20 protein-coding genes and 1 tRNA gene are annotated in these 23,055 nt (G+C 68.4%); 14 read left to right on the top strand and 7 right to left on the bottom strand.

The window, feature by feature from the left end:
• Positions 1–171 (top strand): integrase core domain-containing protein (locus ABZV91_RS06205; protein ID WP_355236218.1); only part of this gene is annotated, 171 nt, incomplete at its 5' end.
• 26 nt (positions 172–197) lie between these two features.
• Here ABZV91_RS06205 and ABZV91_RS06200 read toward each other — a convergent pair.
• Positions 198–548: an AAA family ATPase gene (locus tag ABZV91_RS06200; RefSeq protein WP_355236192.1), complete on the bottom strand. Its 351-nt coding sequence runs from the start codon at positions 546–548 to the stop codon at positions 198–200.
• A gap of 64 nt (positions 549–612) precedes the next feature.
• A complete protein-coding gene (locus ABZV91_RS06195) occupies positions 613–1,065 on the bottom strand; it encodes a hypothetical protein (RefSeq protein WP_355236189.1) in 453 nt (150 codons plus the stop codon).
• Between the two features lie 716 nt (positions 1,066–1,781).
• Between ABZV91_RS06195 and ABZV91_RS06190 the strand changes: the two genes are divergently transcribed.
• The gene (locus tag ABZV91_RS06190; RefSeq protein WP_355236186.1) at positions 1,782–2,225 is read left to right on the top strand and encodes a helix-turn-helix domain-containing protein; all 444 of its coding nucleotides are present in this window, start codon (positions 1,782–1,784) and stop codon (positions 2,223–2,225) included.
• Between the two features lie 240 nt (positions 2,226–2,465).
• Positions 2,466–3,719, top strand: a complete 1,254-nt coding sequence (locus ABZV91_RS06185; protein WP_355236184.1) for a hypothetical protein — start codon at positions 2,466–2,468, stop codon at positions 3,717–3,719.
• Positions 3,720–3,818: 99 nt separating this feature from the next.
• On the opposite strand, the gene ABZV91_RS06180 is transcribed toward ABZV91_RS06185, so the two are convergent.
• Together ABZV91_RS06180 and ABZV91_RS06175 are read right to left on the bottom strand one after the other, a co-directional pair.
• Positions 3,819–3,892 (bottom strand) — tRNA-Pro (locus tag ABZV91_RS06180).
• Positions 3,893–4,789: 897 nt separating this feature from the next.
• Positions 4,790–5,260, bottom strand: coding sequence for a DUF6194 family protein (locus ABZV91_RS06175; RefSeq protein ID WP_355236182.1), 471 nt, complete (start codon positions 5,258–5,260; stop codon positions 4,790–4,792).
• Between the two features lie 27 nt (positions 5,261–5,287).
• On the opposite strand from ABZV91_RS06175, the gene ABZV91_RS06170 reads away from it, so the two are divergent.
• From ABZV91_RS06170 to ABZV91_RS06140, 7 genes are all read left to right on the top strand, one after another.
• Positions 5,288–6,043, top strand: a complete 756-nt coding sequence (locus tag ABZV91_RS06170; RefSeq protein WP_355236179.1) for a MerR family transcriptional regulator — start codon at positions 5,288–5,290, stop codon at positions 6,041–6,043.
• Between the two features lie 338 nt (positions 6,044–6,381).
• Positions 6,382–6,990: a LysE family translocator gene (locus ABZV91_RS06165; protein WP_355236176.1), complete on the top strand. Its 609-nt coding sequence runs from the start codon at positions 6,382–6,384 to the stop codon at positions 6,988–6,990.
• Between the two features lie 176 nt (positions 6,991–7,166).
• Positions 7,167–9,317 (top strand): catalase, encoded by a 2,151-nt coding sequence (locus ABZV91_RS06160; RefSeq protein ID WP_355236173.1) that lies wholly within the window; start codon positions 7,167–7,169, stop codon positions 9,315–9,317.
• Between the two features lie 209 nt (positions 9,318–9,526).
• On the top strand, positions 9,527–11,548 hold the full coding sequence (locus tag ABZV91_RS06155; protein ID WP_355236171.1) for a CocE/NonD family hydrolase: 2,022 nt from the start codon (positions 9,527–9,529) through the stop codon (positions 11,546–11,548).
• Positions 11,535–12,482, top strand: coding sequence for an alpha/beta hydrolase (locus ABZV91_RS06150; RefSeq protein WP_355236168.1), 948 nt, complete (start codon positions 11,535–11,537; stop codon positions 12,480–12,482). Before ABZV91_RS06155 ends, ABZV91_RS06150 begins: the two co-directional genes overlap by 14 nt.
• Before the next feature lie 105 nt (positions 12,483–12,587).
• Positions 12,588–13,874 carry a hypothetical protein gene (locus ABZV91_RS06145; RefSeq protein WP_355236165.1) on the top strand — a complete coding sequence of 429 codons (1,287 nt, stop codon included), beginning with the start codon at positions 12,588–12,590 and terminating at the stop codon, positions 13,872–13,874.
• An 86-nt stretch (positions 13,875–13,960) separates the two neighbouring features.
• Positions 13,961–15,298 (top strand): NAD(P)/FAD-dependent oxidoreductase, encoded by a 1,338-nt coding sequence (locus ABZV91_RS06140; protein WP_355236162.1) that lies wholly within the window; start codon positions 13,961–13,963, stop codon positions 15,296–15,298.
• 298 nt (positions 15,299–15,596) lie between these two features.
• Here the strand turns inward: ABZV91_RS06140 and ABZV91_RS06135 are convergent, their stop codons facing one another.
• The gene (locus ABZV91_RS06135) at positions 15,597–16,544 is read right to left on the bottom strand and encodes a TIGR03564 family F420-dependent LLM class oxidoreductase (protein ID WP_355236159.1); all 948 of its coding nucleotides are present in this window, start codon (positions 16,542–16,544) and stop codon (positions 15,597–15,599) included.
• A gap of 61 nt (positions 16,545–16,605) precedes the next feature.
• On the opposite strand from ABZV91_RS06135, the gene ABZV91_RS06130 reads away from it, so the two are divergent.
• Positions 16,606–17,253, top strand: coding sequence for a TetR family transcriptional regulator (locus tag ABZV91_RS06130; RefSeq protein WP_355236156.1), 648 nt, complete (start codon positions 16,606–16,608; stop codon positions 17,251–17,253).
• 392 nt (positions 17,254–17,645) lie between these two features.
• Positions 17,646–18,212 carry a hypothetical protein gene (locus ABZV91_RS06125; protein ID WP_355236153.1) on the top strand — a complete coding sequence of 189 codons (567 nt, stop codon included), beginning with the start codon at positions 17,646–17,648 and terminating at the stop codon, positions 18,210–18,212.
• Positions 18,213–18,540: 328 nt separating this feature from the next.
• On the opposite strand, the gene ABZV91_RS06120 is transcribed toward ABZV91_RS06125, so the two are convergent.
• Positions 18,541–19,383, bottom strand: a complete 843-nt coding sequence (locus ABZV91_RS06120) for a mycofactocin-coupled SDR family oxidoreductase (RefSeq protein ID WP_355236150.1) — start codon at positions 19,381–19,383, stop codon at positions 18,541–18,543.
• 270 nt (positions 19,384–19,653) lie between these two features.
• Between ABZV91_RS06120 and ABZV91_RS06115 the strand changes: the two genes are divergently transcribed.
• Complete coding sequence (locus tag ABZV91_RS06115; protein ID WP_355236147.1) at positions 19,654–20,274, top strand: TetR family transcriptional regulator; 621 nt, start codon at positions 19,654–19,656, stop codon at positions 20,272–20,274.
• Here ABZV91_RS06115 and ABZV91_RS06110 read toward each other — a convergent pair.
• Positions 20,264–21,928, bottom strand: a complete 1,665-nt coding sequence (locus tag ABZV91_RS06110; RefSeq protein ID WP_355236144.1) for a class I adenylate-forming enzyme family protein — start codon at positions 21,926–21,928, stop codon at positions 20,264–20,266. The two genes, ABZV91_RS06115 and ABZV91_RS06110, sit on opposite strands and share 11 nt — an antisense overlap.
• A gap of 185 nt (positions 21,929–22,113) precedes the next feature.
• Between ABZV91_RS06110 and ABZV91_RS06105 the strand changes: the two genes are divergently transcribed.
• Positions 22,114–22,875, top strand: coding sequence for an SDR family oxidoreductase (locus ABZV91_RS06105; protein WP_355236141.1), 762 nt, complete (start codon positions 22,114–22,116; stop codon positions 22,873–22,875).
• Positions 22,876–23,055: the final 180 nt, after the last annotated feature.

The raw sequence follows: 23,055 nt of genomic DNA, 5'->3' as shown, positions 1-23,055 counted from the left end.
TTCCTGGCCTGTGAGCAGTTCTGCTCGCTGACCGAAGCCCAAGTCCTTGCCGAGGACTGGCGCATCGAGTACAACACCTACAGGCCGCACGGATCGCTGGGCTTTCTCACTCCCGAAGCGTTCCGGCAGCGATGGACACCGACCGAGTTCAACCAACCGCAACTCGCATGATCGGTGGATCCGCCATCGGGGCCCAGTCAGAATGTCAGGTCCCAGGCGTAGAAGAGGGCGCGCCGTGCCCGGGTGGCCAGTGTTTCGAGCATGGATCCGTAGCGGTCGGCGTCGAGGATTCCCTCCACGATGACCAGTTGTCGGCGGGGTAGGCAGGTGGTGGCGATGAGTTCGATCAGCTCGATGTTGAATGCGCCGGGAGTGTCGGGTTCGCGCAGGATGGTGCGTCGGATGTTGTCTTGGGCGATCAGGGTGGATCGGCCGTGGTCGTATCGCTGGTGCAGGGCGCGGGCGACGGTGGATTTGCCGGAGCCGGAGTTGCCGCGCAGCACAAGCAGTGTTCCGTTCCGCGGGCTGTGGGAGAGTGGGCCGGGCATAGCCTCACGCTAGCGTTCGCGGTGAAACGTTCTCGAGGTCGGTGGCGTGCTGTCGATGTGCGCCTTAGCACCACCAGTGTCTACGACAGAACCACCCGTCACCACCACTGTCGTTGTCACCGTTGCCGCCCGTCGACGGGTAGTCGAGGTCGGGTGTGGTCTGGCGGCGCGGGTCGTCATCGGTGCCCGGTAGCCTGTCGGGCCCCCACCACTCCCTCTCACGCGTCTCCCGTTGAGCCGCTTCCAGGTCCAGTCGGGCCCGGCACGCGCCGATCGCGCCGAGCCGACCGTCCCATGCGGCGACATCCGCGTGCGCGATTGCAGCGAGATAAGGGACAGCGGCCCGATGGGCGGCGGATTGCATCGCCGTCACCTGGTCGGCGACCGGAGCCGATGTCGGCTCCCGCTGCAATTCCGGCTCCATCACTGCACTACCTTCGGCGACCAGCCGCTCGTTGACGCTGGGGCCCGGCGGCGGATCGCTGATATCGAACGAGGCCGCCGGATGCAAGAACACGAGGTTGCTCGAGGTGGCCGGGTCAGCGCGAACTACTGTCACCCTACTGTGGGCCGGCACCATCGCTTTGACCCTGTCGGGCAGTACGTGCGCCAAATCCGGCTGACACGCCGAACCCGACCCGATCTGTGCCAACGACAACAGAAGTCGGGTGCCGTCGACTGAGACCCACACCCCGGAACCGCCGGCCGACTCCACCGTCGCGATGAAGATCGCGCTCCTGGAGGTGCCCGTATATGGCTCCGGCTCCCGGGCGGCTTCCTCGGTGGCATTCTCCGGCGCTGCCGAGTCTTGCGAGGCGACACCGACCCCGCAGCAGCACAACAGCGCCGCACCGACGACACCGACCACGACCCAGGTATTGCGTTTCGATCCGTTCCGTCGCCGGTCCGAGGGGGCAGCGGAGCCGGCCCGATATGACGAGGATCTACCGAACTGTTGAGCCAACGAAGGATCGTCCTTTCAGATTTGTACAGAAAATACAGCGGGTCGCAGGAATGCGGGGATGGCTGTACGGCTTTTAGCTACTCGGGCGGACAAAACGGGTCACGCCATCGTCCAGGCAGCCATACTGACCCGAGGGCTGGACCGCTACCGACGTCCTGGTCCTCGATTTCACTGCGTGGTCAGGGCCTCCATACCGTGCGCGTCGCGGCACTGCTGGCAGGAGGGTTCGCAGCGGCGTCGGTGGCGGTGGTATTCGGCGTCGGTGCCGCATGTGCCGGCCCGGGGGCGAGGGTGGTCATGCCGCGTCGCTCTCCGGCGTCGCCAACGTGGCGACCTTTGCCTGCACGGTGGCGGTCAGGGAGGCGGTGCGGTTCAATGGATGTGGGTGCGTCGGTGATAGGGGATCGACCCGAGGTGTACCGATGCGATCGAAACCTATTCCCTCATCACGTTCTGCGGCTCCATCTCACCGGGACCAGCCCGGATTGAGCGACCCACCCGCTTCCGTGGTCAACGACGAAACCTGGCTCAGCACTCGCGACGTTGCACAGCGACTGAAGATTCCGGTGAAAACCTTGTCGTCGTGGGCTGCGGCGGGCCGTGGCCCACGATTCGCGCGGATCGGCAGGTACCGCCGGTACCGGCTGGCCGATCTCCTGGCTTGGGAACAAGAGCGACTTGCGGAGGGCGGCGGTGGATCCAGCCTCGGCTGAGCGCCGGTGGCCACTACTGCGCTCATTGGCGGCTTGTATAGTCGCACCGCTTCGGCGTCTCATAGCTATCTTGCGGCAATCTAATTCCCTTGACTGTTACCTGCTGAGGGAGGCAATCTATCGGCCGATGTAGGTATTCATTGCTCGATCGAAGTGGTCGGCGCTGGCCAGCAGCTTACTGTTGGCAACATCGGTGAGCGGTGTGCAGGTCGTCAGAGTCGGCGCGAGAAGGGAACGACGGTGGGCGGCAGGCTCCCCAAACCCGTGGGCACATTCGGTGTGCCGACGAAACCGAAGAAGCAGAAGAACGGACGCTGGCGCACCACTGTCCGCTATTACGGCTCGGGTGCGCCGCACCAGATCGAGCGTATGGGGCGGAGCGCCGATGATGCGAGCAACCGGCTCGCCGAACCGATGCGCGACTACCGGGAGCAGCTCGGGCACGGCCGGATCACCCGCAACACTTCCTTGAGCGAGCTCGCGACAGAGTTGCTTCGGGAGATGGGGCAGGACGACAACTACACCGAGGGCAACATCGAGGACTACCGCCGCGAGATCGTCGTCTCGACCGATCCGCGCGCGAACTCGGCGACGATCAAGATCGATAATTCGCTGGGGCGTCTGCAGATCTGGCAGGCGACCCCCGGCGAGCTGGACCGCCATCTTAAACGGCTCGTCGCACTCGGGCTGCGCCGCAAGGCCAAGCAGCACAAGATCATCCTGCGGGCGATGATGCAGATCGCGGTGCGCCACGGTGCGATCGACACCAACCCGGTCGACGGGGTCAGTGCCTTCACCCGCCGCCGCGTTCAGGCTCGCGGCAAGATCCAGGACCAGAACGCCTTGCCCGCTTTCCGGTCCCAGATCCGCGCGTGGGCGCGTGGGGAGGCCATTCCCGGTACTCCTGCCTACACCAGCGGTCCGGCGCGTGATTGGTCGGTGGTGTGGATCGTCGATGTGATCACCGGGACCGGGATGCGCCCGCACGAGGTGTTCGCTCTGCTGCTCGACGATATCGACATCGACGCCAGCGACCCCTACCTCGACATCACCGGCACCCTCGTCGAAACCAAGGGCGCCGGTACCGGTGGCTGGGTGCGCAAGCCCGCTCCGAAATCCGACAACGGATGGCGCCGCATCCTCCTCCCGGAGCACACCGTCGAAGCGATCCGGGAAGCCTGCAAGGACCTCGAGGTGACCGCCTGCCCCAACCCGCGGGGCCTGCTGTTCCCTGCGCGCAACGGCTCGCTACGCAACCCGAACAACTTCGGACGTACCTGGCGCGCCGCGCGCGGGGAGAACTTCGCCTGGGTCACCCCGCGCACCTTCCGTAAGGGCGCGGCGACCGCCGTCGACCACGCTTACGGCGATCCCGAGCGTGCGGCCCGTCAGCTCGGCAATACTCGCGCGGTGGCCAAGGCCCACTACATCGATATCCCCGAGACCGTGCCCGACAATCGGGAGGTTCTGGAGCGCTGGGCGCGGGGCCAGTAGGGGCGAAAACGTGAGATTTTGTGAGATCGTGCGGGATACGCTCAGGGTCACTAGAACGAGAAAACCCCTCCGACCGCTGGTCAGGAGGGGTTTTCGTTGTCGGGCTGACAGGATTTGAACCTGCGACCACTTGACCCCCAGTCAAGTGCGCTACCAAACTGCGCCACAGCCCGTTGCGCCGTGTGTTCCGGCGCTCGATGAGATTACCCCAGAGGTGTTCGAGAGAGGAAATCGGCAGGTTGAGCGGGGTGTTGTCGGATATCCACCCACTCACCCGGCGTCTGCTGCGCCGCCGGTGGCTCGGCTACTTCTCGCTGCGGTCGGAGTCCCGGGCGCGACTTCACGGATCAGGACTCGGGGCGGATTCCCACGGTGGCGAGGGCCTTGTTTGATCGCCGGAACCGGGGCCGCTCTCGAGCCGTGGTCGATGTACCGGACGACGCGGCGCTCGGCGGTCGCCGACAGCGATTCCGGTCGGGGGCGGCTGCTCTACTGTGCGACGGGATACCCGTGGCCGACATCACGCACCCGGTGGAATAGCTCCCCGGCCCGCCCTGTTGAACTCGGTGTCGGCGTCCGGACAGCCCCGGGCCGCATCCCTTCGTCGCTACGAGCGACCACTCGCCGAGAGGCGCTTGTGGGACGCCGACACCCCGACCGAACGCCGCTGGGCCGCACGCCCGGCGGCGTTTCGTTGTCCGCTCCCTGTCTCTGTCCTCATTCGATCGAAGGGCCGCCCGCGCGCCGTGGCGCCGTGGCGTCCGCCGCCCCACTGGAGGGCGATTCCGAGCGGGGCACATATCCTGGCGTGTGGAGTTGGTTCGTCCCGTTCTACTTCGGTACCCGGCGGAATGTCGAAGCCTGCCGTGGGGTGTCGGTTCCAATGCGCTGATCCGGCCGCTGAGTGAATACGTGGGCGTCACACAACGCCCGGTCGTGAGCTGATATCGAGCTATCGGAGCCTGCCTCCGGGCCGACCGGGCCGAGACAACTGGTGCTCGTCGATCAGGCCGCGAGATCTGCGCCGCCGACCTTCACGACGATCTCACCTCCGAGCCGGTCGGGCCGGGTCACCGGTGCCCGGACCGCCGGTGGCTCCGTGCCCGGGCACGGTCGTAAGCGACACCGAGAAGTTCCCGGACGGTTCCGGCGGTGTTCGGGCCCGGCGCCACCACCGCCAGCCAGCCGAGCTCGCCGTACACCGGATGGGCGATCACGGTGTCGGTCGCGGCGGGGTCGGTGCCGGCGGGTTCCGGGTCGCGGGGAGCGCGGCCGGTCCAGGTGGTGAACAACTCCCTACCGACGTGGATGTTCACCCGGAAGACGTCGGGCCGGTCGAGCCGGGACCGTTCGTCGCCGGGGTAGTTCTTGGTGACGAGGGTCGCGAAGGGCTGGGTGTTGGCCGGGACCGCGCCGTCGGGCGCGTAGAAGAAGAACGCGTCACCCCAGGCGATCTCCGGGGTCCCGTCGCCGGGACGGGGTTGCTGGATGAGTACGCCGTCGCGGGCGCCGAGGAATTCGATGATCTCGTCGAAAGTCATGTGTTCGAGCGTTACATTGAAGTGCTTGTGGAGAGTTATGGCGAGAAATGGCCGGAAAGCGTCATCCCGAGTCGCAACTCCGCAGGTCTGCGGACCGCTGATATCGCCCGGGCCACCGGCTACTCGGTCCAGCAGATCCGCAACCTCGAACGTGACGGTGTGCTCCCGCGGGTGTCGCGTACGCCCGGTGGCTACCGGATGTACGGCGAGGCGCATCTGTGGGCGGTGCGTGCCTATCGCGCGCTGGCGGCCGGAACCGGTCCGGTCGAGGCGAAGCGAATCTTGCGCGAGGCGCGCGAGCAAGGCCCGTCCCGGTTGTTCGCGCTGCTGGATCGCGCACATGCCGACGTGGATCGGGAGCGCCGGGACCTCGCGTTCGCGCGGGAGGCGGCCCGGGCGATCGCCGGCGAGCCGCTCGGCGATATCCGGCCGGACGATGCCATGAGCATCTCCGAACTGTCCCGCGCGCTCGGGGTCCGGCCCTCGACGCTGCGGCACTGGGACGCCGAGGGGCTGGTCGTGCCACAGCGTGCCGAGGGCGCGTCCCGCCGGTATCTGCCCGATGACGTCCGGATCGCGCGGCTGGTCCATCAGCTCCGCCTCGCCGGGTACGGGATCTCCGCGCTGCGGGAACTGATTCCGTGGTTGCGGGGGGCCCACGGCTGGGACGAGATCGGACGAGCCCTGGCGGCGCGGGACTCCGGTCTCGACGCCCGGTCCGCGGCGTTGTTCGAGGCCGGTGCCGCACTGCATATGCTGTTGCGGACGCGGGAGTACGGCTGATTCGTCCGGTTACCCGGTGCTGTCCCGCCAGTCGGTGGGGCCGAACTGCTCGGTGCGGATCCGTCCGGACGGGTGAGGCGTCCGTCTTCGGGGAGGCCGACAAGGCTGTACCGGCGCAGTTGGCGGGATCGTCGTCCCGGGCCGTCACCAGCGCCTCTCTGAAGACCGCGCCGGGTTCCACGGGCGTGCCGGGTCTCGGGACCGGGGGCGGTCGTGGTGGTCGTATCGGTGTCCTTCACTCCATCGCGGGCTTGCCTGCGGGCGCGCCGTTCGACCTGCTGGTGCGGGAGGGGCCCGGAGCGCCGATTCGGTGTGCCGCCGGCGGGTAGTCCGGCGAGGTGACAGTTCACGAATATGCCGGTTACCTCGGGGTCGTGGTCCTCGTCGTGCTGGCCCCCGGGCCGGATACGGTGATCACCCTTCAGCACTCGGTACTGGGTGGGCTCCGAGGCGGTGCGCGGGCGGTGGCGGGTATCTGCGCCGCCAGTCTCGTGCAGGGGAGTGCGGCGGCACTGGGCGTGGGAGTGCTGATCACCGGATCACAACCGGTGTTCACGGCGTTGCGGTGGCTCGGCGCGGCCTATCTGTGTGCTCTGGGGGCGCGGGCGCTGTGGTCGGCCTGTCGCGGTGACGGTGCCGGATGGGCGGTTGACGGTGGTGGCGAACGTGCGTTGCGTGCCGGGTTCCTCAGCAATATCACCAATCCGAAGATCCTGGCCCTGTATCTGTCGGTTCTCCCGCAGTTCCTGCACGCCGATTCCGGTATCGCCCACGCCTTGCTGCTGGCCTACACCGTGGCAGTGCTCGGGTCGCTGTGGTTGCTGTGCCTCGCGGTATTCGTACACCGGGTCCGGCCTTGGCTGGCCCGCCGAGCGGTGCGACGGCTGCTGGACGTCGTCGCCGGGGCGGCGCTGGTGACCTTCGGGGCGCGCCTGGCCGGCGACTGACCTCTCCGGGGCGGTGCGCGGCGCCCCGGGCCGGTGCGAGATCCGATCATCGGAGCCGCCCGATCCGGGTGCTCACCGGGCACTGTTTAGCGCCGCGCGGGCGGGGAAGCCGCCCCACCAGGGTGCGTGCGCCCGGACCGGGGACACCAGGTCAGCCCGCCAGCGAGGAGGACAGTATGGACCGAAGGCCAGAGCCATCCGCCGATCCCGCCGCGTCCGGTGCGCAGCAACAGGTGATCGGCGAAGGGCGCGGGGGCGACGACCCGAAACAGCGACAGCTCGACCCGCTGCGCCAGGATCGGGAGAGCGGGTACCTCACCACACAGCAAGGTGTGCGCGTCGACCACACCGACGATGCGCTGACCGTCGGGGAGCGCGGCCCCACCCTCGTCGACGATTTCCACGCCCGGGAGAAGATCACCCATTTCGATCACGAACGAATTCCGGAACGGGTGGTGCATGCCCGCGGTGCGGGCGCCTACGGCTACTTCCGTCCGTACGACGATTCGCTGGCCGAGTTCACGGTCGCGAAATTCCTGACCGATCCGCAGTTGCGCACGCCGGTCTTCGTCCGGTTCTCGACGGTCGCCGGATCCCGGGGATCCTCCGATACGGTCCGTGACGTGCGCGGTTTCGCCACCAAATTCTATACTCCGCAGGGGAACTACGACCTGGTAGGCAACAACTTCCCGGTCTTCTTCATTCAGGACGGCATCAAATTCCCCGATTTCGTGCACGCGGTGAAACCCGAACCGCACAACGAGATCCCCCAGGCCCAGTCGGCCCACGACACACTCTGGGATTTCGTGGCCGCCCAGCCGGAAACCCTGCACGCCATCATGTGGCTCATGTCCGACCGTGCGCTACCCCGGAGTTACCGGATGATGCAGGGGTTCGGCGTGCACACCTTCCGGCTGGTGAACGGCGAGGGGCGCGGGACCTTCGTGAAATTCCACTGGAAGCCGAGCCTGGGCGTGCACTCGCTGCTGTGGGACGAATGCCAGCAGGTGGCGGGCCGCGACGCCGACTACAACCGGCGCGACCTCTGGGACAATATCGAGGCCGGTAACTTCCCGCGCTGGGAGCTGGGCGTGCAGCTCGTTCCCGAGGAGCAGGAATTCGACTTCGACTTCGACCTGCTCGACTCCACCAAGATCATCCCGGAGGAACAGGTGCCGGTGCGCCCGGTCGGCGAGCTGGTCCTGGACCGTAACCCGGACAACTTCTTCGCCGAGACCGAGCAGATCGCCTTCCACACGGCCAATATCGTGCCCGGTATCGATTTCACCAACGATCCGCTGCTGCAGCTGCGCAATTTCTCCTACCTGGACACTCAGCTGATCCGGTTGGGCGGACCGAATTTCGCGCATCTGCCGGTGAACCGTCCGCTGGCCGATGTCCGTACCCACCAGCAGGACGGCTACAGCCGCCACGATATCCCGCATGGCCGAGCCTTTTACACCAAGAACACGCTCGGTGGCGGCTGCCCCGCGCTGGCCGACGAGGATGTCTACCGCCACTACACCCGCCGGGTGGAGGGGGAGACGATCCGGGCCCGCAGCGAGAGCTTCAAGGAGTACTACCGGCAGCCGCGGATGTTCTGGCGCAGCATGACCGAGCCGGAGGCCACCCATATCGTCGAGGCGTTCGCGTTCGAACTCGGTAAATGCCGGGAGGTCGAGGTCAGGACCCGGGTGCTGGACGAGTTGGTACAGGTCGACCCGGATCTATCCGACCGGGTGGCGCGGGAGCTGGGCCTGCCGGCCCCGGCTGCGCGGGAGGTGTCCGAGGTCACGCTGTCGCCCGCGCTGTCCCAGCTGAAGGATCCTCCGCAGACCATCGCCACCCGTCAGATCGCCGTCCTGGCCGCTGACGGCGTGGATACCGCGAGCGTGGAACAGCTGCGCAGCGCGCTCGCCGATCGCGGCGCCGTTACCGAGGTTCTCGCACCGCACGGCGGCGAACTGCGCGGCTCGGGCGGGGACGCCCTGCCGGTGGACCGGACCTTGGCGACCATGGCCTCCGTTCTCTACGACGCGGTCGTGGTGAGCGGTGGCGCGGAGTGCGCGCGTACTCTCGCCGCGGCGGGCCCGGCGGTGCATTTCGTCACCGAGGCGTACAAGCACGCGAAACCGGTCGCCGCGCTGGGGGCGGGCACCGAGGTCCTGCGGGCGGGCGGTATCGCCGAGCCGCCGGAGCCGGACACCCCCGCCGACGGGGTGCTGCGCAGCGGGGACACGGTGTCCGACCGTTTCGCCGAAGCATTCGCCACGTTGCTGGCGGGGCACCGGATCTGGGAGCGGGACACCAACAGCATTCCGGCCTGAGGCCGTCGGTGCCGTCCGCCCGGACGCACCGGCACAGCGCACGCCGCGCCGGCGTCCCGGTGTAACCGGGGCGTGAGGGGGTAGACGGTGTGCGGGTTCGACGAGAAGTGAAGATCCGCGCCGGCCACCGCACGGGGACGCTGTCCGCGTGTGGTGGCTGCCGCGTTCCGGTGCGGCCGGGCGGATCGTGAGCACGACGAGGAGGATCGATGCGGACAGTGACATCGCTGCCCCGAGAGATCACCGTGGACGAACACCTGTGGATCCCGATGTCGGACGGGACCAGACTGGCGGCCAAGGTGTGGCGGCCGGTCGCCGACGACCGTCCGGTCCCCGGCATCCTGGAATACATCCCCTACCGGAAACGGGATCTGTCCGCGGTCCGGGACTCCATCCACCACCCCTATATGGCGGGCCACGGATATGCCTGCGTTCGGGTCGATCTGCGCGGTACCGGGGAATCCGAGGGTGTACTCGTGGACGAATACCTGGAGCAAGAGCATCGCGATGCCGAGGACGTCATGGCGTGGATGGCCGCGCAGCCCTGGTGCGACGGCCGGATCGGGATGATGGGTATCTCCTGGGGCGGGTTCAACTCGCTGCAGATCGCGGCCCGCAAACCACCGCATCTGCAGGCCATCGTCATCTCCTCGTTCACCGACGACCGCTATTCCGACGATATGCACTACATGGGTGGCGCGCTGCTGTCGGACAATATCGCCGAATCCGCCACCATGTTCGCCTACAGCACCTTGCCACCCGATCCGGCGCTGGTCGGCGACCGCTGGCGCGATATGTGGTTCGAGCGGCTGGAGAACTGCAGTCTGTGGGCGGCCAACTGGCTCGAACACCAGCGCCGAGACGATTATTGGCGCCGTGCCTCGGTATGTGAGGACTATGCGGCCGTTCAGGTGCCGGTGCTGGCCTCGAGCGGGTGGGCCGACGGTTATTCGAACGCGGTCGGCCGGCTTCTCGCCAACCTGGACGTGCCGCGCAAGGGACTGATCGGTCCCTGGTCGCACAAGTACCCGCATCTGGGCGAGCCCGGCCCCGCGATCGGGTACCTCCAGGAAGTCGTGCGCTGGTGGGACCACTGGCTGAAGGACGTCGACAACGGCGTGCTGGACGGGCCGGTGTTGCAGACCTGGATGCAGGAGAGCGTGCCACCGTCGACCGCCTACGAGGACCGGCCCGGCCGGTGGGTGGGGGAGCCCGAATGGCCCTCGCCGAATATCGAGTTGACCGAATATCCGCTGGGCCGGTACCGGATCGCCGAGCCCGGCGAGGAGGTGGCCCCGGTGGCGCTGCCGGTCGAATCGCCGCTGTCGGTGGGGCAGTTCGCCGGGAAGTGGGCGTCCTACAACGCCCCGCCCGATCTGCCCTACGACCAGCGCGAGGAGGACGGCGGCTCCTTGGTCTTCGAGACCGACGCCCTCGCGCAGCGGTGCGAGATACTGGGCGCACCGACGGTGACCCTGGAGGTCTCGGCGGACAAACCGGTCGCCATGGTCGCGGCCAGGTTGTCCGATGTGGCCCCGGACGGCCGTGCGACCCGGGTGACCTACGGTCTGCTCAATCTGACCCATCGGGACGGTCACGACGATCCCCGCCCCCTGGACCCCGGCGCCCGCTACCGCGTCACCGTGCAGCTCAACGCCGTGGCCCAGGCGTTCCCGGCGGGCCACCGGATCCGCCTGTCGCTGTCCACGTCCTACTGGCCGCTGGCCTGGCCGCCGCCGGAGCCGGCGCAGGTCACCGTGCATACCGCCGGGAGCAGTCTGCGGCTGCCGATACGGCCGGCGGCGGGCGCGGACGAAGGCTCGGTGCAGCCGTTCGGCGAGCCGGAGGGTGCGGAACCGATGGCGGTGACCCACATCAGTCCCGGTGACCAGAAATGGACCGTATCCCGCGACCTGGTCGACTACCGGTCCGCCCTGGAGATCGTCAAGGACGCCGGTCTGGTCCGCTACGAGGAACACGAACTGGAAGTGGACCGGAAGGTCCGGGAACGCTACGGCTGGCAGGCCGACGACTTCTGCTCCGCCACCGCGGAGACCTGGTGGTCGATGAGTTTCGCCCGGGGCGAGTGGCGTACCAGGACCGAGACCCGCACCCGGGTCACCTGTACGCCCACCCATTTCGTGGTGCACGCCGAACTGGACGGGTTCGAGGGGGAGCAGCGAACCTTCTCGCGGAACTGGGACAGGAGGATCCCGCGTGACCACGTCTGAGGTGCGGTCGGCGGTTCCCCGGGAATCCGCCGCGACGAGTCTGCGCGGCCGGCTGCTGATCGCCGCCCTGCGGCTGAAACGGGCCGGTCGCCCCTTCTCCAGCGCCGAGGCGCTGCGCGAGAGCATCCGCAAGAGCCAGCAGCCCGCACGGGACCGCTCGCCGGCCGCGCTGGGGCGGCGGCACCGGGTCACCTGCCGGGAGATCCACGGGCGACCGGTCTACACGATCCGGCCGCGCGCCACGGGCACCTCCCGGCACGTGCTGTACCTGCACGGGGGCGCCTACGTGCACCAGATCCAGCGCGACCACTGGAAGTTCCTGTCGCGTCTGATCGATGAGACCGGCTGCACGGTGACGGTTCCGCTCTATCCGCTGGCCCCGGCGAACCATCCGCGCGACACCGTCGCCATGGTGCTCGCCGCGCACGACGCGGCCTTCGCCGGTACCGCGTCGCGTGACACGGTGCTGATGGGGGATTCGGCCGGGGGAGCGCTGGCGCTGGTGCTGGCCCGCGCGCTCGGGGCGGCGGGCGGGGTCGAACCGAAGGAGGTCGTGCTGATCTCCCCGTGGCTCGATGTGACCATGACCGACCCGGTGGCCCGGGAGTTGGATCCCAGCGACCCCTACCTCGGTGTCGCGGGCCTGGCCGAGGCCGGCCGGCTGTACGCGGGCGACCTCGACCGGACCGATCCGGTGATCAGTCCGCTGTACGCCCCGGCCGCGACGCCCGGGGAGCTGAGCCTGTTCATCGGCACCCGCGACGTCCTGCTCGCGGACGCGCGCCGGTTCCGGGAGCGCTGTGCCGCCGAAGGCGTCGGACTCGAGTATCACGAATTCGCGGGAATGTTCCACGCGTGGCCGCTGGCGAATATTCCGGAGGCGCGCCGGGTGCTGCGTGATCTGGTGCGCATCGTGGATCGTCCGCCGGCGTGATGATCTTTCGCGCCCCGGGACTTCGCTTCCCGGACGGTCCCGGGGCGGGATTTTCGTTCGCCGGACCGAATGTTTGAGTCCGTGACATATGGTTAGCCGGTCTGTGTGAAGAAGAATGTTTTCGTACCTGCTCTGACCGATTCCCAGCGCGATGAGATCGCGACCGTCGAAGTTCCGGGTGGACTTTCACTGCACGGATTGCTCGATTACGACACCTTGATCACGGCCGACGAGTTCGACTTCGACGAGCTGCTCGATCGGGCCCGCGCCGAGCTGCGTGCCTTCGACGGCAGGGTGGATGCGATCATCGCGCACTGGGATTTCCCGACCAGTGTGCTCGTGCCGATTCTGGCGGGCGAATTCGGATTGCCCTCACCGAGTTTGGAAAGCGTGCTGAAGAACGAACACAAATACTGGAGCCGCGTATTGCAGCGGGAATCGGTGCCGGAATGTGTGCCGGATTTCTGCGCTTTCGATCCGTTCGACCCCGATGCGCTGGACAAGATCGATATTCCTTTCCCGTTCTGGGTGAAACCGATCAAATCGCATTCCTCGCAATTGGGATTCGAGGTGACCGACGCCGAGGTGTTCGCCACGGCCATCGAACAGATCCGCGCCGAGATCGGCCGTATCGCCGACCCCTTCGACCGCGCCCTCGAACGGGTGGACGTGCCGGAGGAGATCCGCGTGGCGGGAGGGCGTACCTGCCTCGCCGAGCAGATGGTCACCGGTACCCAGGCCGCGCCGGAGGGCACGATGTTCCGCGGTGAATATCACGTGCACGGCCTGTTCGATATGCGCAAGGACGCGGCGGGGCACAGTTTCGACCATCTGGACTATCCGGCGCGGACCGTCCCCGCGGACGTCCAGCAGCGAATGATCGATGTCACCGAACGCTATCTGCGGCACACCGGGTACGACAACGGCTGCTTCAACTCGGAATTCATGTGGGACGCCGAGACGGGAAAGCTGTGGTTGATCGAGGTCAACACGCGTATCTCACAGTCGCACAGCGACCTGTTCGCGAAGGTCGACGGTAGCTCCAACCACGGTGTCGCCATCGATATCGCGCTGGGCGAGCGGCCCCGGATGCCGCATCGCAAGGGTGAGTTCGCGGTCGCCGCGCAGTGCATGGTGCCGCGGTACGAGGACGGGATCGTGCGCGCGGTGCCCGGCGAAGCCGATATCGCCGCATTGCAGCGTCGTTTTCCGGGCACCGTGGTGCATATCGAGGTCGAGCCCGGTGATCGTCTCTCCGATCTGCCCAACCAGGACACCTACCGGTACAAACTGGCGACCCTCTATATCGGTGCGCCCGACGCGGACGAGCTGGAGCGGCGGTACCGCGAAGTGATCGACGCGCTGCCGTTCGAATTCGCCGAGACCGACTGAGAACCGCCGCCGGGATCACCGCCGCATGTTTCGGCGGCGATCTTCCGGGAACCGCCGAGGGAACCGAGACGAAGGAGGAGGTGGCCGTGCCGGACGTCGAGAGCGCCGTCGACCGCAGTGCCGGACCGCGGCGGGTGCTGATCGTGGGCAGCGGATTCGCCGGATTCACCTGTGCGCGGAACCTGTGCCGGCTGCTGGCGAAGCAGGACCGCGATACCGAGGTCGTGCTGGTCACGCCCAACGACTACATGCTGTATACGCCGCTGCTGCCGGATGTGGCCGGTGGGCTCATCGACCCGCGCTTCGTGGCGGTGTCGCTGGCCGACGCCCTGCCCCGGGTCCGGCTGGTCGTCGCCACGGCCGAATCGATCGATCTGGACAACAAGACGGTCACGGTGTCCAGTGAGCACCATGCACCGCGGGAGCTGTCCTGGGATCGGCTCGTGCTGACCCCGGGGTCGGTGACCCGGTTGTTCGATATTCCCGGTCTCCCCGAGCACGGCCGGGGCCTCAAAACGGTCGCCGAGGCGCTGTACCTGCGTGAGCAGCTGCTGCGGCAACTGGAATTGGCCGACCAGGAGGACGACCCGGAGCTGCGCCGGGCGCGCCGGACCGTGGTCGTTGTCGGCGCCTCCTACGCCGGTACCGAGCTCGTCGCGCAGCTGCGGGCCCTCGCCGACACCTACGCGAAGCGCCGCGGTCTGGACCCCGCCGAGGTTCGTTTCGTGCTGCTGGACATGGCCGACCGGGTGATGCCGGAGGTCGGCGAGAAACTCAGCGACAAGGTACTGACCGTGCTGCGCGACCGCGGTATCGATATCCGGCTCGGAATGTCGCTGAAGGAGCTCGCCGAAGACCACGTCGTGCTCACCGACGGCACGCGGATCGCGACCCACACCGTCGCTTGGGTGACGGGCGTGACCGGCGCGCCCGTGCTGGGCACCCTCGGGCTGCCGATGGAACGCGGGCGGGTGACCGTCGACGCCGATCTGCGCGTGCCCGGCCACCCCGATGTGTTCGCCGGGGGCGACGCGGCCGCCGTCCCGGACCTGACGAAACCGGGCAAGATCACCCCGCCGACCGCGCAGCACGCCACCCGGCAGGGCAAGGTCCTGGCCCGCAATGTGGCCGCCAGTCTGGGAATCGGCACGCAGACGGTGTACAAACACCGCGATATGGGGCTGGTGGTGGACCTGGGACCCGGGTTCGCGGTCGCCAATCCGGTGGGTATCCGGCTCTCCGGTCTGCCCGCCAAGGCGGTGACCCGCGCGTATCACACCTACGCGCTACCGCGTGGGATCAACCGCTGGGCGATCACGCTGACCTATCTCACCAACGCGTTCGCCTCGCGCCCGCTCACCCTGCTGGGCCTGGTGAGCCCGGAGGAGGCGAGCTTCGGCAGCAGTGAGGGCATCCGCCACTGAACACACACGGCATTACCGAGCGGCGCACAGGTTGTTGCCAGGTTCGGCGGGAAAGGTGGACCGGGAAACCGTACGAGGAGGTTCCCCATGATGGTCTACGCGACGGCTGCCGCCGGGTTCGCAGTGCTCACGCTGATGGTGTTGTCCAGCCATATGGCTGCCGTGGCGCCGCGCACACTGGTCCGGGTCCGCAATCGCTGACCGGCGGTCCAGTGATGGATCGATGCCCGCACCGCGCCACGCGCGGCGCACCGGCCGGGCCCGCACTCCGGCGCCGAACCCTGACCGGAGTGGGTGTTCAGTGGCTGCGGGTGCTGCTGAGCTCGCCGAGGAGCGCCCAGGTTCGTTCCTCGTCACGTGCCGAACCCAGGGCTGTGAGTGCGAAGATGAGTTCGTCGGCGCCGGCTTCGGCGTAGCGGGCCACCGCGTCGGCCATGGTCTGTTCGTCGCCGATCACGGCCAGTTCCGCCGGTTCGGTGATGTTCTCCCGGTGCAGTAGCGCCCGGTATGCGGGCATCTCGCCGTATCTGTCCATCTGCTGTGCCGCTCGCGCACGCGCGCCTGCCACGTCGGCTGTCACCACACCACCCACCATGCCGAGTACCCGGGGCCTCGGCCGACCGGCCGCCGCGGCTCGCCGGGCAAGGGTGGGGATGGTGAAGTCCGCCAGGGTATTCGGCCCGGTGAGCAGCGGCATGGCCCCGTCGGCGAGCTCGGCCGCGACCCGTAGTGTCAACGGGCCCGAGGTGGCCAGCAGGATGGGCGTCGCCGGGTGGAGGTGCGGCATGGTGCTGCGGGTCGGCGACCTGGCCACCAGCGTCTCGCCGGCGTGGTCGACCGCGCCGGTGTGCAGCAATTCCCGGAGCGCGGTGAGGTATTCGCGCAGGTATCGGATGCGTGGGTGCGTATTGCCGTAGCCGGCGGCGATCTCGGGCAGGGACAGGCCCAGGCCGAGTTCGAATCGGCCGCCGGCGGCGGCCTGCGCCGTCTGGGCCTGCATGGCCAGCGCGTTGGGGTGGCGGGGGTGGATGGGCACGATCGCGGTGCCGACCGTGGTGCCGGGCAGTTCCCGGCCGATCACCGCGGCGACCGCCAACGCGTCGTAGTCGAAACGCTGGGTCAGCCACACCGCGGGTACGCCCAAGTGGGCCAGTTTGCGGGCCCGATCGAGCAGGTATTCGACCGGATTCACGCCGGGAGTGAGTTGTTCGTAGTAGTCGGTGGGGAGGGCAACGCCGATTCGCATGTGCTGAATGTATACCAAGTCTACTTATTTACCAGGTTTACCTTGCGGCTAGACTGTCCGTATGAACACCGAGCCGGGCCTCCGTGAGCGCAAGAAGCGTCGAACTCGCGCGGCCATTTCCGATGCCGCCCTCCGGTTGTTCCTGACCGACGGTTTCGACGCGGTATCGGTGGTGGACATCGCGACCGCCGCGGAGGTGTCCAAACGCACCCTGTTCCAGTACTTTCCGTCCAAAGAGGACCTCGTCGTGCACCGATTCGCGGACCACATCGACGATGCGGCGCGCGTGGTTCGGGATCGGGCTCGGGGGCAGACCCCACTGGAGGCGCTCCACACCGCGTTCCGCGCCGGTCTGGACACCCACGAACCCGCCACCGGCCTGTGTGACACACCCGAAGTGGTGGCCTGCTACCGCTTGATGCTGGACACCCCGGCCCTCACCGCGCGGCTCGCCCACTTTCTCGGCGGCGGCGAGATCGCGCTCGCCGGAACCCTCGGCCCACCCGATGATCTGGACGCGCGACTGGCCGCGAGCGCGATCACCGCGGTGCGCGGCACCCTGTGCGAGGCCAACTGGCGCGAGATGGCTGCCGGGCGCACCGCGGCGCAGCGGCACCCGGTCGCGGTCGCCGAGGCCGACCGCGCCTTCGAACTGCTCGCCGAAGGGTTCGCGCGGACGCTGCGCCCACCTCGCCCGGCCGGTCACTGACGCGGGTCGGGGCCGGCGGAAGAACCAGATCCTCTGGTCGACGAGCGTTTCCGCGTAATCCGCCGGTCCGCGCCCGGCGATCGGCCTGATCCGGTAGCCGACGAGCGCCTAATCCTTTTCCCAGGTTTCCGGTGCTGGTCTGCACTCGGCCACGACCCGAGGGAGCCATCCGTTAACGGTGGGTCCCCCGCGGTGCGATCATTGCGGGCGGGAGGAGGATTCGATGTCTACGACAGATCCACGGGAACCCCGGCCACCGGTGTCGATCGGCGGATGGGTCGCGCGAGCCCTGGCGGTGGTGCTGCTGGTGCCGGTGCGGATGCTCTGGGAAGCTGTGCGGGCGGGCGGTCGTCGCGGCGGGCGTCTACGTACTGGAACGGCTGCTGGTGCCGGTGGGCCGGTTCCTCTGGTACTGGGTGGTGCGGCCGCTGTGGCTGTTCGTCAGGGATGTGGTGTGGGGGTGGGCACTCCAGCATGTGCTGTGGGGCATGGTGCTCACGCCGTTGGGGGCGCTGCTGATGGACTGGCTGCTGCGGCCGCTGCGGCACGCGATCGAACGGTGGCTCTGGCAGCGGCTGCTGCTCCCCGGACTCGAACTGCTGTGGCGCTGGGTCCTACGACCGGTGCTGGGTGCGATCGCGTCGACCGTGCAGGGGCTGTGGCGGTGGTGTGTGGTGTGGCCGCTGCGGCAGCTGTGGCGCTGGGTGTTACGGCCGTGCGTGCTGCTCCTCGCGACGATCGTGTCCTACGGCTGGCGAGGGGCGACCGCTGTGGTGCGGGTGCTGGTCGTGGTGCCGTGTGTTCTCGTCTATCGGACCGTGTTGCGGCCGGTGCTTCGCGCGCTCGCGGCAGTGTGGGATTTCGTCGTCGTGCGCCCGCTCGGATTCTTGAACCGGCGGGTACTGGCGCCGCTGAACCGGGCCGCGGCGGAGGTGCTGAACACGGTGTTCGGCCGCTGATTTCACAGACCGGCGGCCGCCCGGCCCGCTTCCGGTGCCGACGTCCCGCGGCGCGTTCGGTGTGAACGGTCCGGCCGGTTCGGGTTTCGCGGATGGCGACCGAGCGGATCGCGTCGACGACGGCGGCCGGCGCCATCAGCCGCACCGTATCGACGTGCGCGTCGACGATGTCGGTGGCGGCATTGAAACCGTCTCTGTCGAAGCGGGTGTGCGGGCCGGCGGTCCCGCTTCTGTTCCTGACGCTCTGCGGGCCCGTCCGGACCCGCGCGAACGATGTCCTCCCGCGGAGAGTCCGGTTCGGCTGCGTGACGCGTGTGTTCCGGTCGGTTCAGGCGTTGCCCTTCGCGCCGGCTCCGGCGTCCACCGGGAACACCATGCCGGTGAGATGGGCGCTCGCCTCGGCGGCCAGGAAGAGCACGACCCGGGAGACCTCCTCCGGTTCCAGGGCGGCGACGGGCAGCAGGTGGGTCAGTCCGCCGAGGATCGGCGCCACATCCTCCCAGGCGGGTTCGGCGAGGTCGGGCCGGAACCGGCGGTACATGGCGTCGTTCTGCACCATCGGGGTGGCGATATTGCCCGGGGCCACCGAGTTCACCGTGATGCCGTGCGGGGCGAGTTCCATCGCCAGCGATTTGGTCAGGCCGATCACACCCCATTTGGACGCCACGTAGGAGGCCATGGCCGGGCTCGCGCCGCGTCCCATCATCGACGAGGTGGTGATGATGCGGCCGTACTCACGGGCGATCATGCCCGGGGTGACCGCGGCCAGCGTGTTGAACACCCCGGTGAGGTTGCTGCCGATCACTTCGTGCCAGAGCTCGGTGGTGTGTTCACCGATCGGCGCCACCCCGGTCACCCCCGCGTTGGCGACCGCGATATCCACCGATCCGAGTTCGTCCTCGGCCCGCCGCACCAAGTCGTCCATCGCGGCCCGGTCGGCGGTATCGGCCCGTACGCTCACACACCGCCGGCCGAGCGCGGTGATCAGTTCCTCGGTGTGCGCGAGGTCCGCACCGGTGCCGAGTGGATAGTCCAGGGCGGCACTGTCCTCGCAACGATCACACAGGACGATATCGGCGCCGCGCTCGGCGAACGCGAGTGCGTGCGCGCGACCCTGACCGCGTGCGGCGCCGGTCACCAACGCGACCCGGCCCTGGAATTCCTGTGACATCGGTATCCTCCTCGGGGTGCGCGCCCCGCGCACAGCAGTGGGTTCGGCCACGACCTGCGCGCGGTCCGCGGCGCTCACGGTAGGCGTGCGCGGCCGGTGCCGCGGCCGGCGCTCTCACTGGCCGAGACCGCGACCACCGGGCGTCGGTGCGGGGTGGGTAGCGTCGACTCCGCGGCGGGCGGTCCCACCCGAGGAAGTGGTCCGCCGCCGGTCGCGGGTGGCCGGTGCCGACGCGACGGATACCGGGTGGTGGGACGAGGAAGGGGAGTCATGCCGAGGATCGCCGAGACGCGCGATGCCGCGGCACCGAGTTCCACCGAGCAGCGTGCCCGGGTGGTCCGTATCCTCGACGCCGCCGCGACGCTGGCCACCGACAAGGAACTCGAACGGGTCCAGATGCACGAGGTGGCGAAACTCGCGGGGGTCGCGGTCGCCACCCTGTACCGGTACTTTCCGTCCAAGACCCATCTGTTCGTGGCCGTCATGCTCGATCAGATCGACCGGATGCGCGCCAAGTACGCCCGGCGGCCCCACTCGGGGCTGAGCGCCCGGGACGCGGTCCACGACCGGTTGCTCCAGGTGGTTCGCGTACTACTGGGCCGGCCGCTGCTGGCCACCGCGATGATCCAGTCCAACAGCGCGGCCCGCGCGTCCGCGGTGCCGGACACCGCCGGGGTGGACCGCAATTTCCGGCAACTGCTCTACGACGCCGCCGGTATCGAGCAGGTGACCGAACGGGATGCCCGGTTGCTACGGGTACTGATCCATTCGGTCTTCGGCATCATCCAGTCGTGCCTCAACGGCCGGATCACCATCGCCGACGCCGAAGCGGATCTGCGGACGGCGTGTGATCTGCTGCTCGCGGAGTGGCCGGAGTCGTTCAGGCCGTGAGACCGCGCCGGATCACCTTCCCGGTCGCGTTGCGCGGCAGCGGGTCGGTGGTGATCCGCCAGCGGCTGGGCACTTTGTAATACGACAGCCGCGCGGCCGCGTACTCGTGCAGTCGCGCCGCGTCGACGGCCGCCCCCGGGTGTACCACGACGATCGCCGCCACCTCCTGCCCCAGATCCTCGTGCGGAACTCCCACGACGGCGCACTCCGCGACGGCGGGATGCTCGTCCAGGCACTGCTCGATCTCGGTGGGGTAGACGTTCTCGCCGCCGCGCAGGATCAGATCCGAGCGGCGGCCGGTCAACCGCAGCCGGCCGTCCTCGAGGACACCGAAATCACCGGTGCGCAACCAGCGGTCCGGGGTGATCGTGGCGGCGGTGGCCGCCTCGTCCGCCCAGTAGCCGAGCATGACGAAGGGGCTGCGCACGCACACCTCGCCCTCGGTGCCGTCGGGGACCCGCTCCCCGAACGGGTCGCGGATCTCCACCGAGACCGTGAGAATCGGCCGGCCGAGCGTCCCGGGGTACTGTTCGAGCTCGGCGGTCGTGGCGACGGCTATCGCGGTACTGCATTCGGTGAGCCCGTAGCTGTCGACCAGGGCGTCGCGGGCGAACGGGAACCGCTGGCGCAGCCGGTCCTTGAGGGCGATCGACGACGGGGCCGAGGCGAGCGCGAACGCTGTCAGCGACGAGAGATCGTAGTTGTCGATATCGCCGTGCTCGAGCAGGCGGGCGGCCATGGTCGGCACCGCTCCCCAGTTGGTGACCCGTTCCCGTTCGATCAGTTCCAGCACCGTATCCGCGGCGAAGGCGCCCTGGTACATCACCACGGTGCTCCCGGTCGCCAGGCGTGGCACGACCAGATTGTGCAGGCTGGCGATATGGAACAGCGGTGAGGTCAGCAGATAGCGCAGGGGGCTCGGCTCGGTGTCGGAGTAGGCGCGCCCGGTGAACGCGGCCGCCAACGCGTCGGAGAATCGGTGGTAGTCCACGACCGCGAGCAGGTTGCGTTGGGAATGCAGTGCTCCTTTGGGCCGTCCGCTGGTTCCGCTGGTGTAGAGGATGACCGACGGATCGTCCTCGTCGACCTCGGGCCGGGGCAGTTCGGCGCCGGAGTGGGCCGCGACGAGCCGCGGAAGGTCTTCCTCGACGGTGAGCACGGCGATCTCCGCGGTATCGATATCGGCCAGCAGCGCGGCACGTTTGGCATCGACGATCAGCACCTGTGGCCGGCTGTGCCCGAGTCCGTACTCGATTTCCCGGGGCATCCACCAGCTGTTCAGTCCGACGGCGACCGCGCCCAGGCACTGCGCGGCCCAGAACGCCGTCACCCATTCGGGACAGTTGGCGGCCAGCAGCGCGACCCGGTCGCCCCGGCCCACGCCGTACTCGTCGCGTAACGCGGTGGCCAGCGCGGCGACGGCCTCCGCGTGCTGTTCATAGGAGAGACGGCGGTCGGTGGTCACCAGGTAGTCGCGGTCTCCCCAGGCCCGGGACGCGGCCACCAGGTCGCCGACCGCGCGCCCGCGATGCCGCATCACGGGCATGGTGGCGCCGAGCACCTCTTCCGTGCTGATCTCGAACCGGCCGCCCGGACCGGTCAGCCGCGTGATGACTTCGTTGAGGCGCTGCTGTGCGTCTGCCGGTGTCGTCATGGTGGCGACCCTCTCGTTCACGGTGCGTAGCGGCTGACAACCTCTCACGGCGCGCCGGGAAGTCCGGCGGTCGTTGCCACTGAGCGAGACCACCGTCCGCGACTCGTCCGGCCCCGAGGCTAGCGTCCCGGCTCGGGCGGGGCGCATGGTTTCGCGGCACATCGAGCAGTGGGAGACGATCGGCAATGGGTTCTTTGGACGGCAAGGTGGCCATCGTCACCGGCGGCGGGCAGGGTGTGGGACAGGGGATCGCCTACGCGCTCGCCGCCGCCGGCGCGGCGATCGCGGTGGTGGGACGGACCGAGAGCAAACTCCTCGCCACCACCGAGCACATCCACGTGACCGGCGGGCGGGCCGCGCCGGTGGTGTGCGATATCGGCGAGACCGATCGGCTGGAACCTCTGGTCGAACAGGTGGCCGAGCTCTTCGGCGGGGTGGACATCCTGATCAACAACGCCAACCAGACCGCGCCCGGGCGACTACTCGACATCACGCCGAAACGTATGAACGAGGCGCTGACCACCGGCCCGGTCGCCACTCTGCGGCTGATGCAGGCCTGCCACCCCTATATGAAGGCGCGCGGCGGCGGGGCGATCGTCACCATGGTCACCTCGGCGGCAGTGCGCTGGGATACCAGCGGCTACGGCCTGTACGCGGCCACCAAGGAGGCGATGCGCGCGCTGACCCGGACCGCCGCCAGCGAATGGGGCCGGGACGGTATCCGGGTGAACGCGGTCGCCCCGCATGCGCTGTCACCGGGCCTGAAATGGTGGACCGAGAACAATCCCGAGGAGGCGGCCGAATTCGTCGCCACCATCCCGTTGGGCCGGATCGGTGACTGCGAGAACGATATCGGCCGGGCGGTGGCCTTCCTGGTGGGACCGGACGCGGGCTACCTGACCGGGGCGACGATTCCGCTGGACGGTGGCCAGGCACGCTGGTCCTGAGGGAACGCCGGGTGTTCGGGGGAGAAGGACACGCGGCGGTCGCCGGTCCGGGCCGGGTCACGAGCTGTGCTCGCGGGTAACTCGTCGTTTCCGCTCCGTGGGAGTCGACGAGTGTTACTGTGGTGCGAGAATCAATTTCAGTTTTTGCCTATGAAAGGCTTCTGAACAGCTCTTTTGGAG

Source organism: Nocardia sp. NPDC004568, assembly GCF_040609955.1.
GTDB lineage: Bacteria > Actinomycetota > Actinomycetes > Mycobacteriales > Mycobacteriaceae > Nocardia.
This window is presented reverse-complemented; position numbering and strand designations above follow the sequence as displayed.

Coding starts and splice junctions, on each gene's coding strand:
- ABZV91_RS06120 (WP_355236150.1), bottom strand. CDS start 19,383: ATGTCACAGGAATTCCAGGGCCGGGTCGCGTTGGTGACCGGCGCCGCA.
- ABZV91_RS06200 (WP_355236192.1), bottom strand. CDS start 548: ATGCCCGGCCCACTCTCCCACAGCCCGCGGAACGGAACACTGCTTGTG.
- ABZV91_RS06160 (WP_355236173.1), top strand. CDS start 7,167: ATGGACCGAAGGCCAGAGCCATCCGCCGATCCCGCCGCGTCCGGTGCG.
- ABZV91_RS06110 (WP_355236144.1), bottom strand. CDS start 21,928: ATGACGACACCGGCAGACGCACAGCAGCGCCTCAACGAAGTCATCACG.
- ABZV91_RS06190 (WP_355236186.1), top strand. CDS start 1,782: ATGTGCCGGCCCGGGGGCGAGGGTGGTCATGCCGCGTCGCTCTCCGGC.
- ABZV91_RS06135 (WP_355236159.1), bottom strand. CDS start 16,544: ATGCGAATCGGCGTTGCCCTCCCCACCGACTACTACGAACAACTCACT.
- ABZV91_RS06130 (WP_355236156.1), top strand. CDS start 16,606: ATGAACACCGAGCCGGGCCTCCGTGAGCGCAAGAAGCGTCGAACTCGC.
- ABZV91_RS06175 (WP_355236182.1), bottom strand. CDS start 5,260: ATGACTTTCGACGAGATCATCGAATTCCTCGGCGCCCGCGACGGCGTA.
- ABZV91_RS06155 (WP_355236171.1), top strand. CDS start 9,527: ATGCGGACAGTGACATCGCTGCCCCGAGAGATCACCGTGGACGAACAC.
- ABZV91_RS06115 (WP_355236147.1), top strand. CDS start 19,654: ATGCCGAGGATCGCCGAGACGCGCGATGCCGCGGCACCGAGTTCCACC.
- ABZV91_RS06105 (WP_355236141.1), top strand. CDS start 22,114: ATGGGTTCTTTGGACGGCAAGGTGGCCATCGTCACCGGCGGCGGGCAG.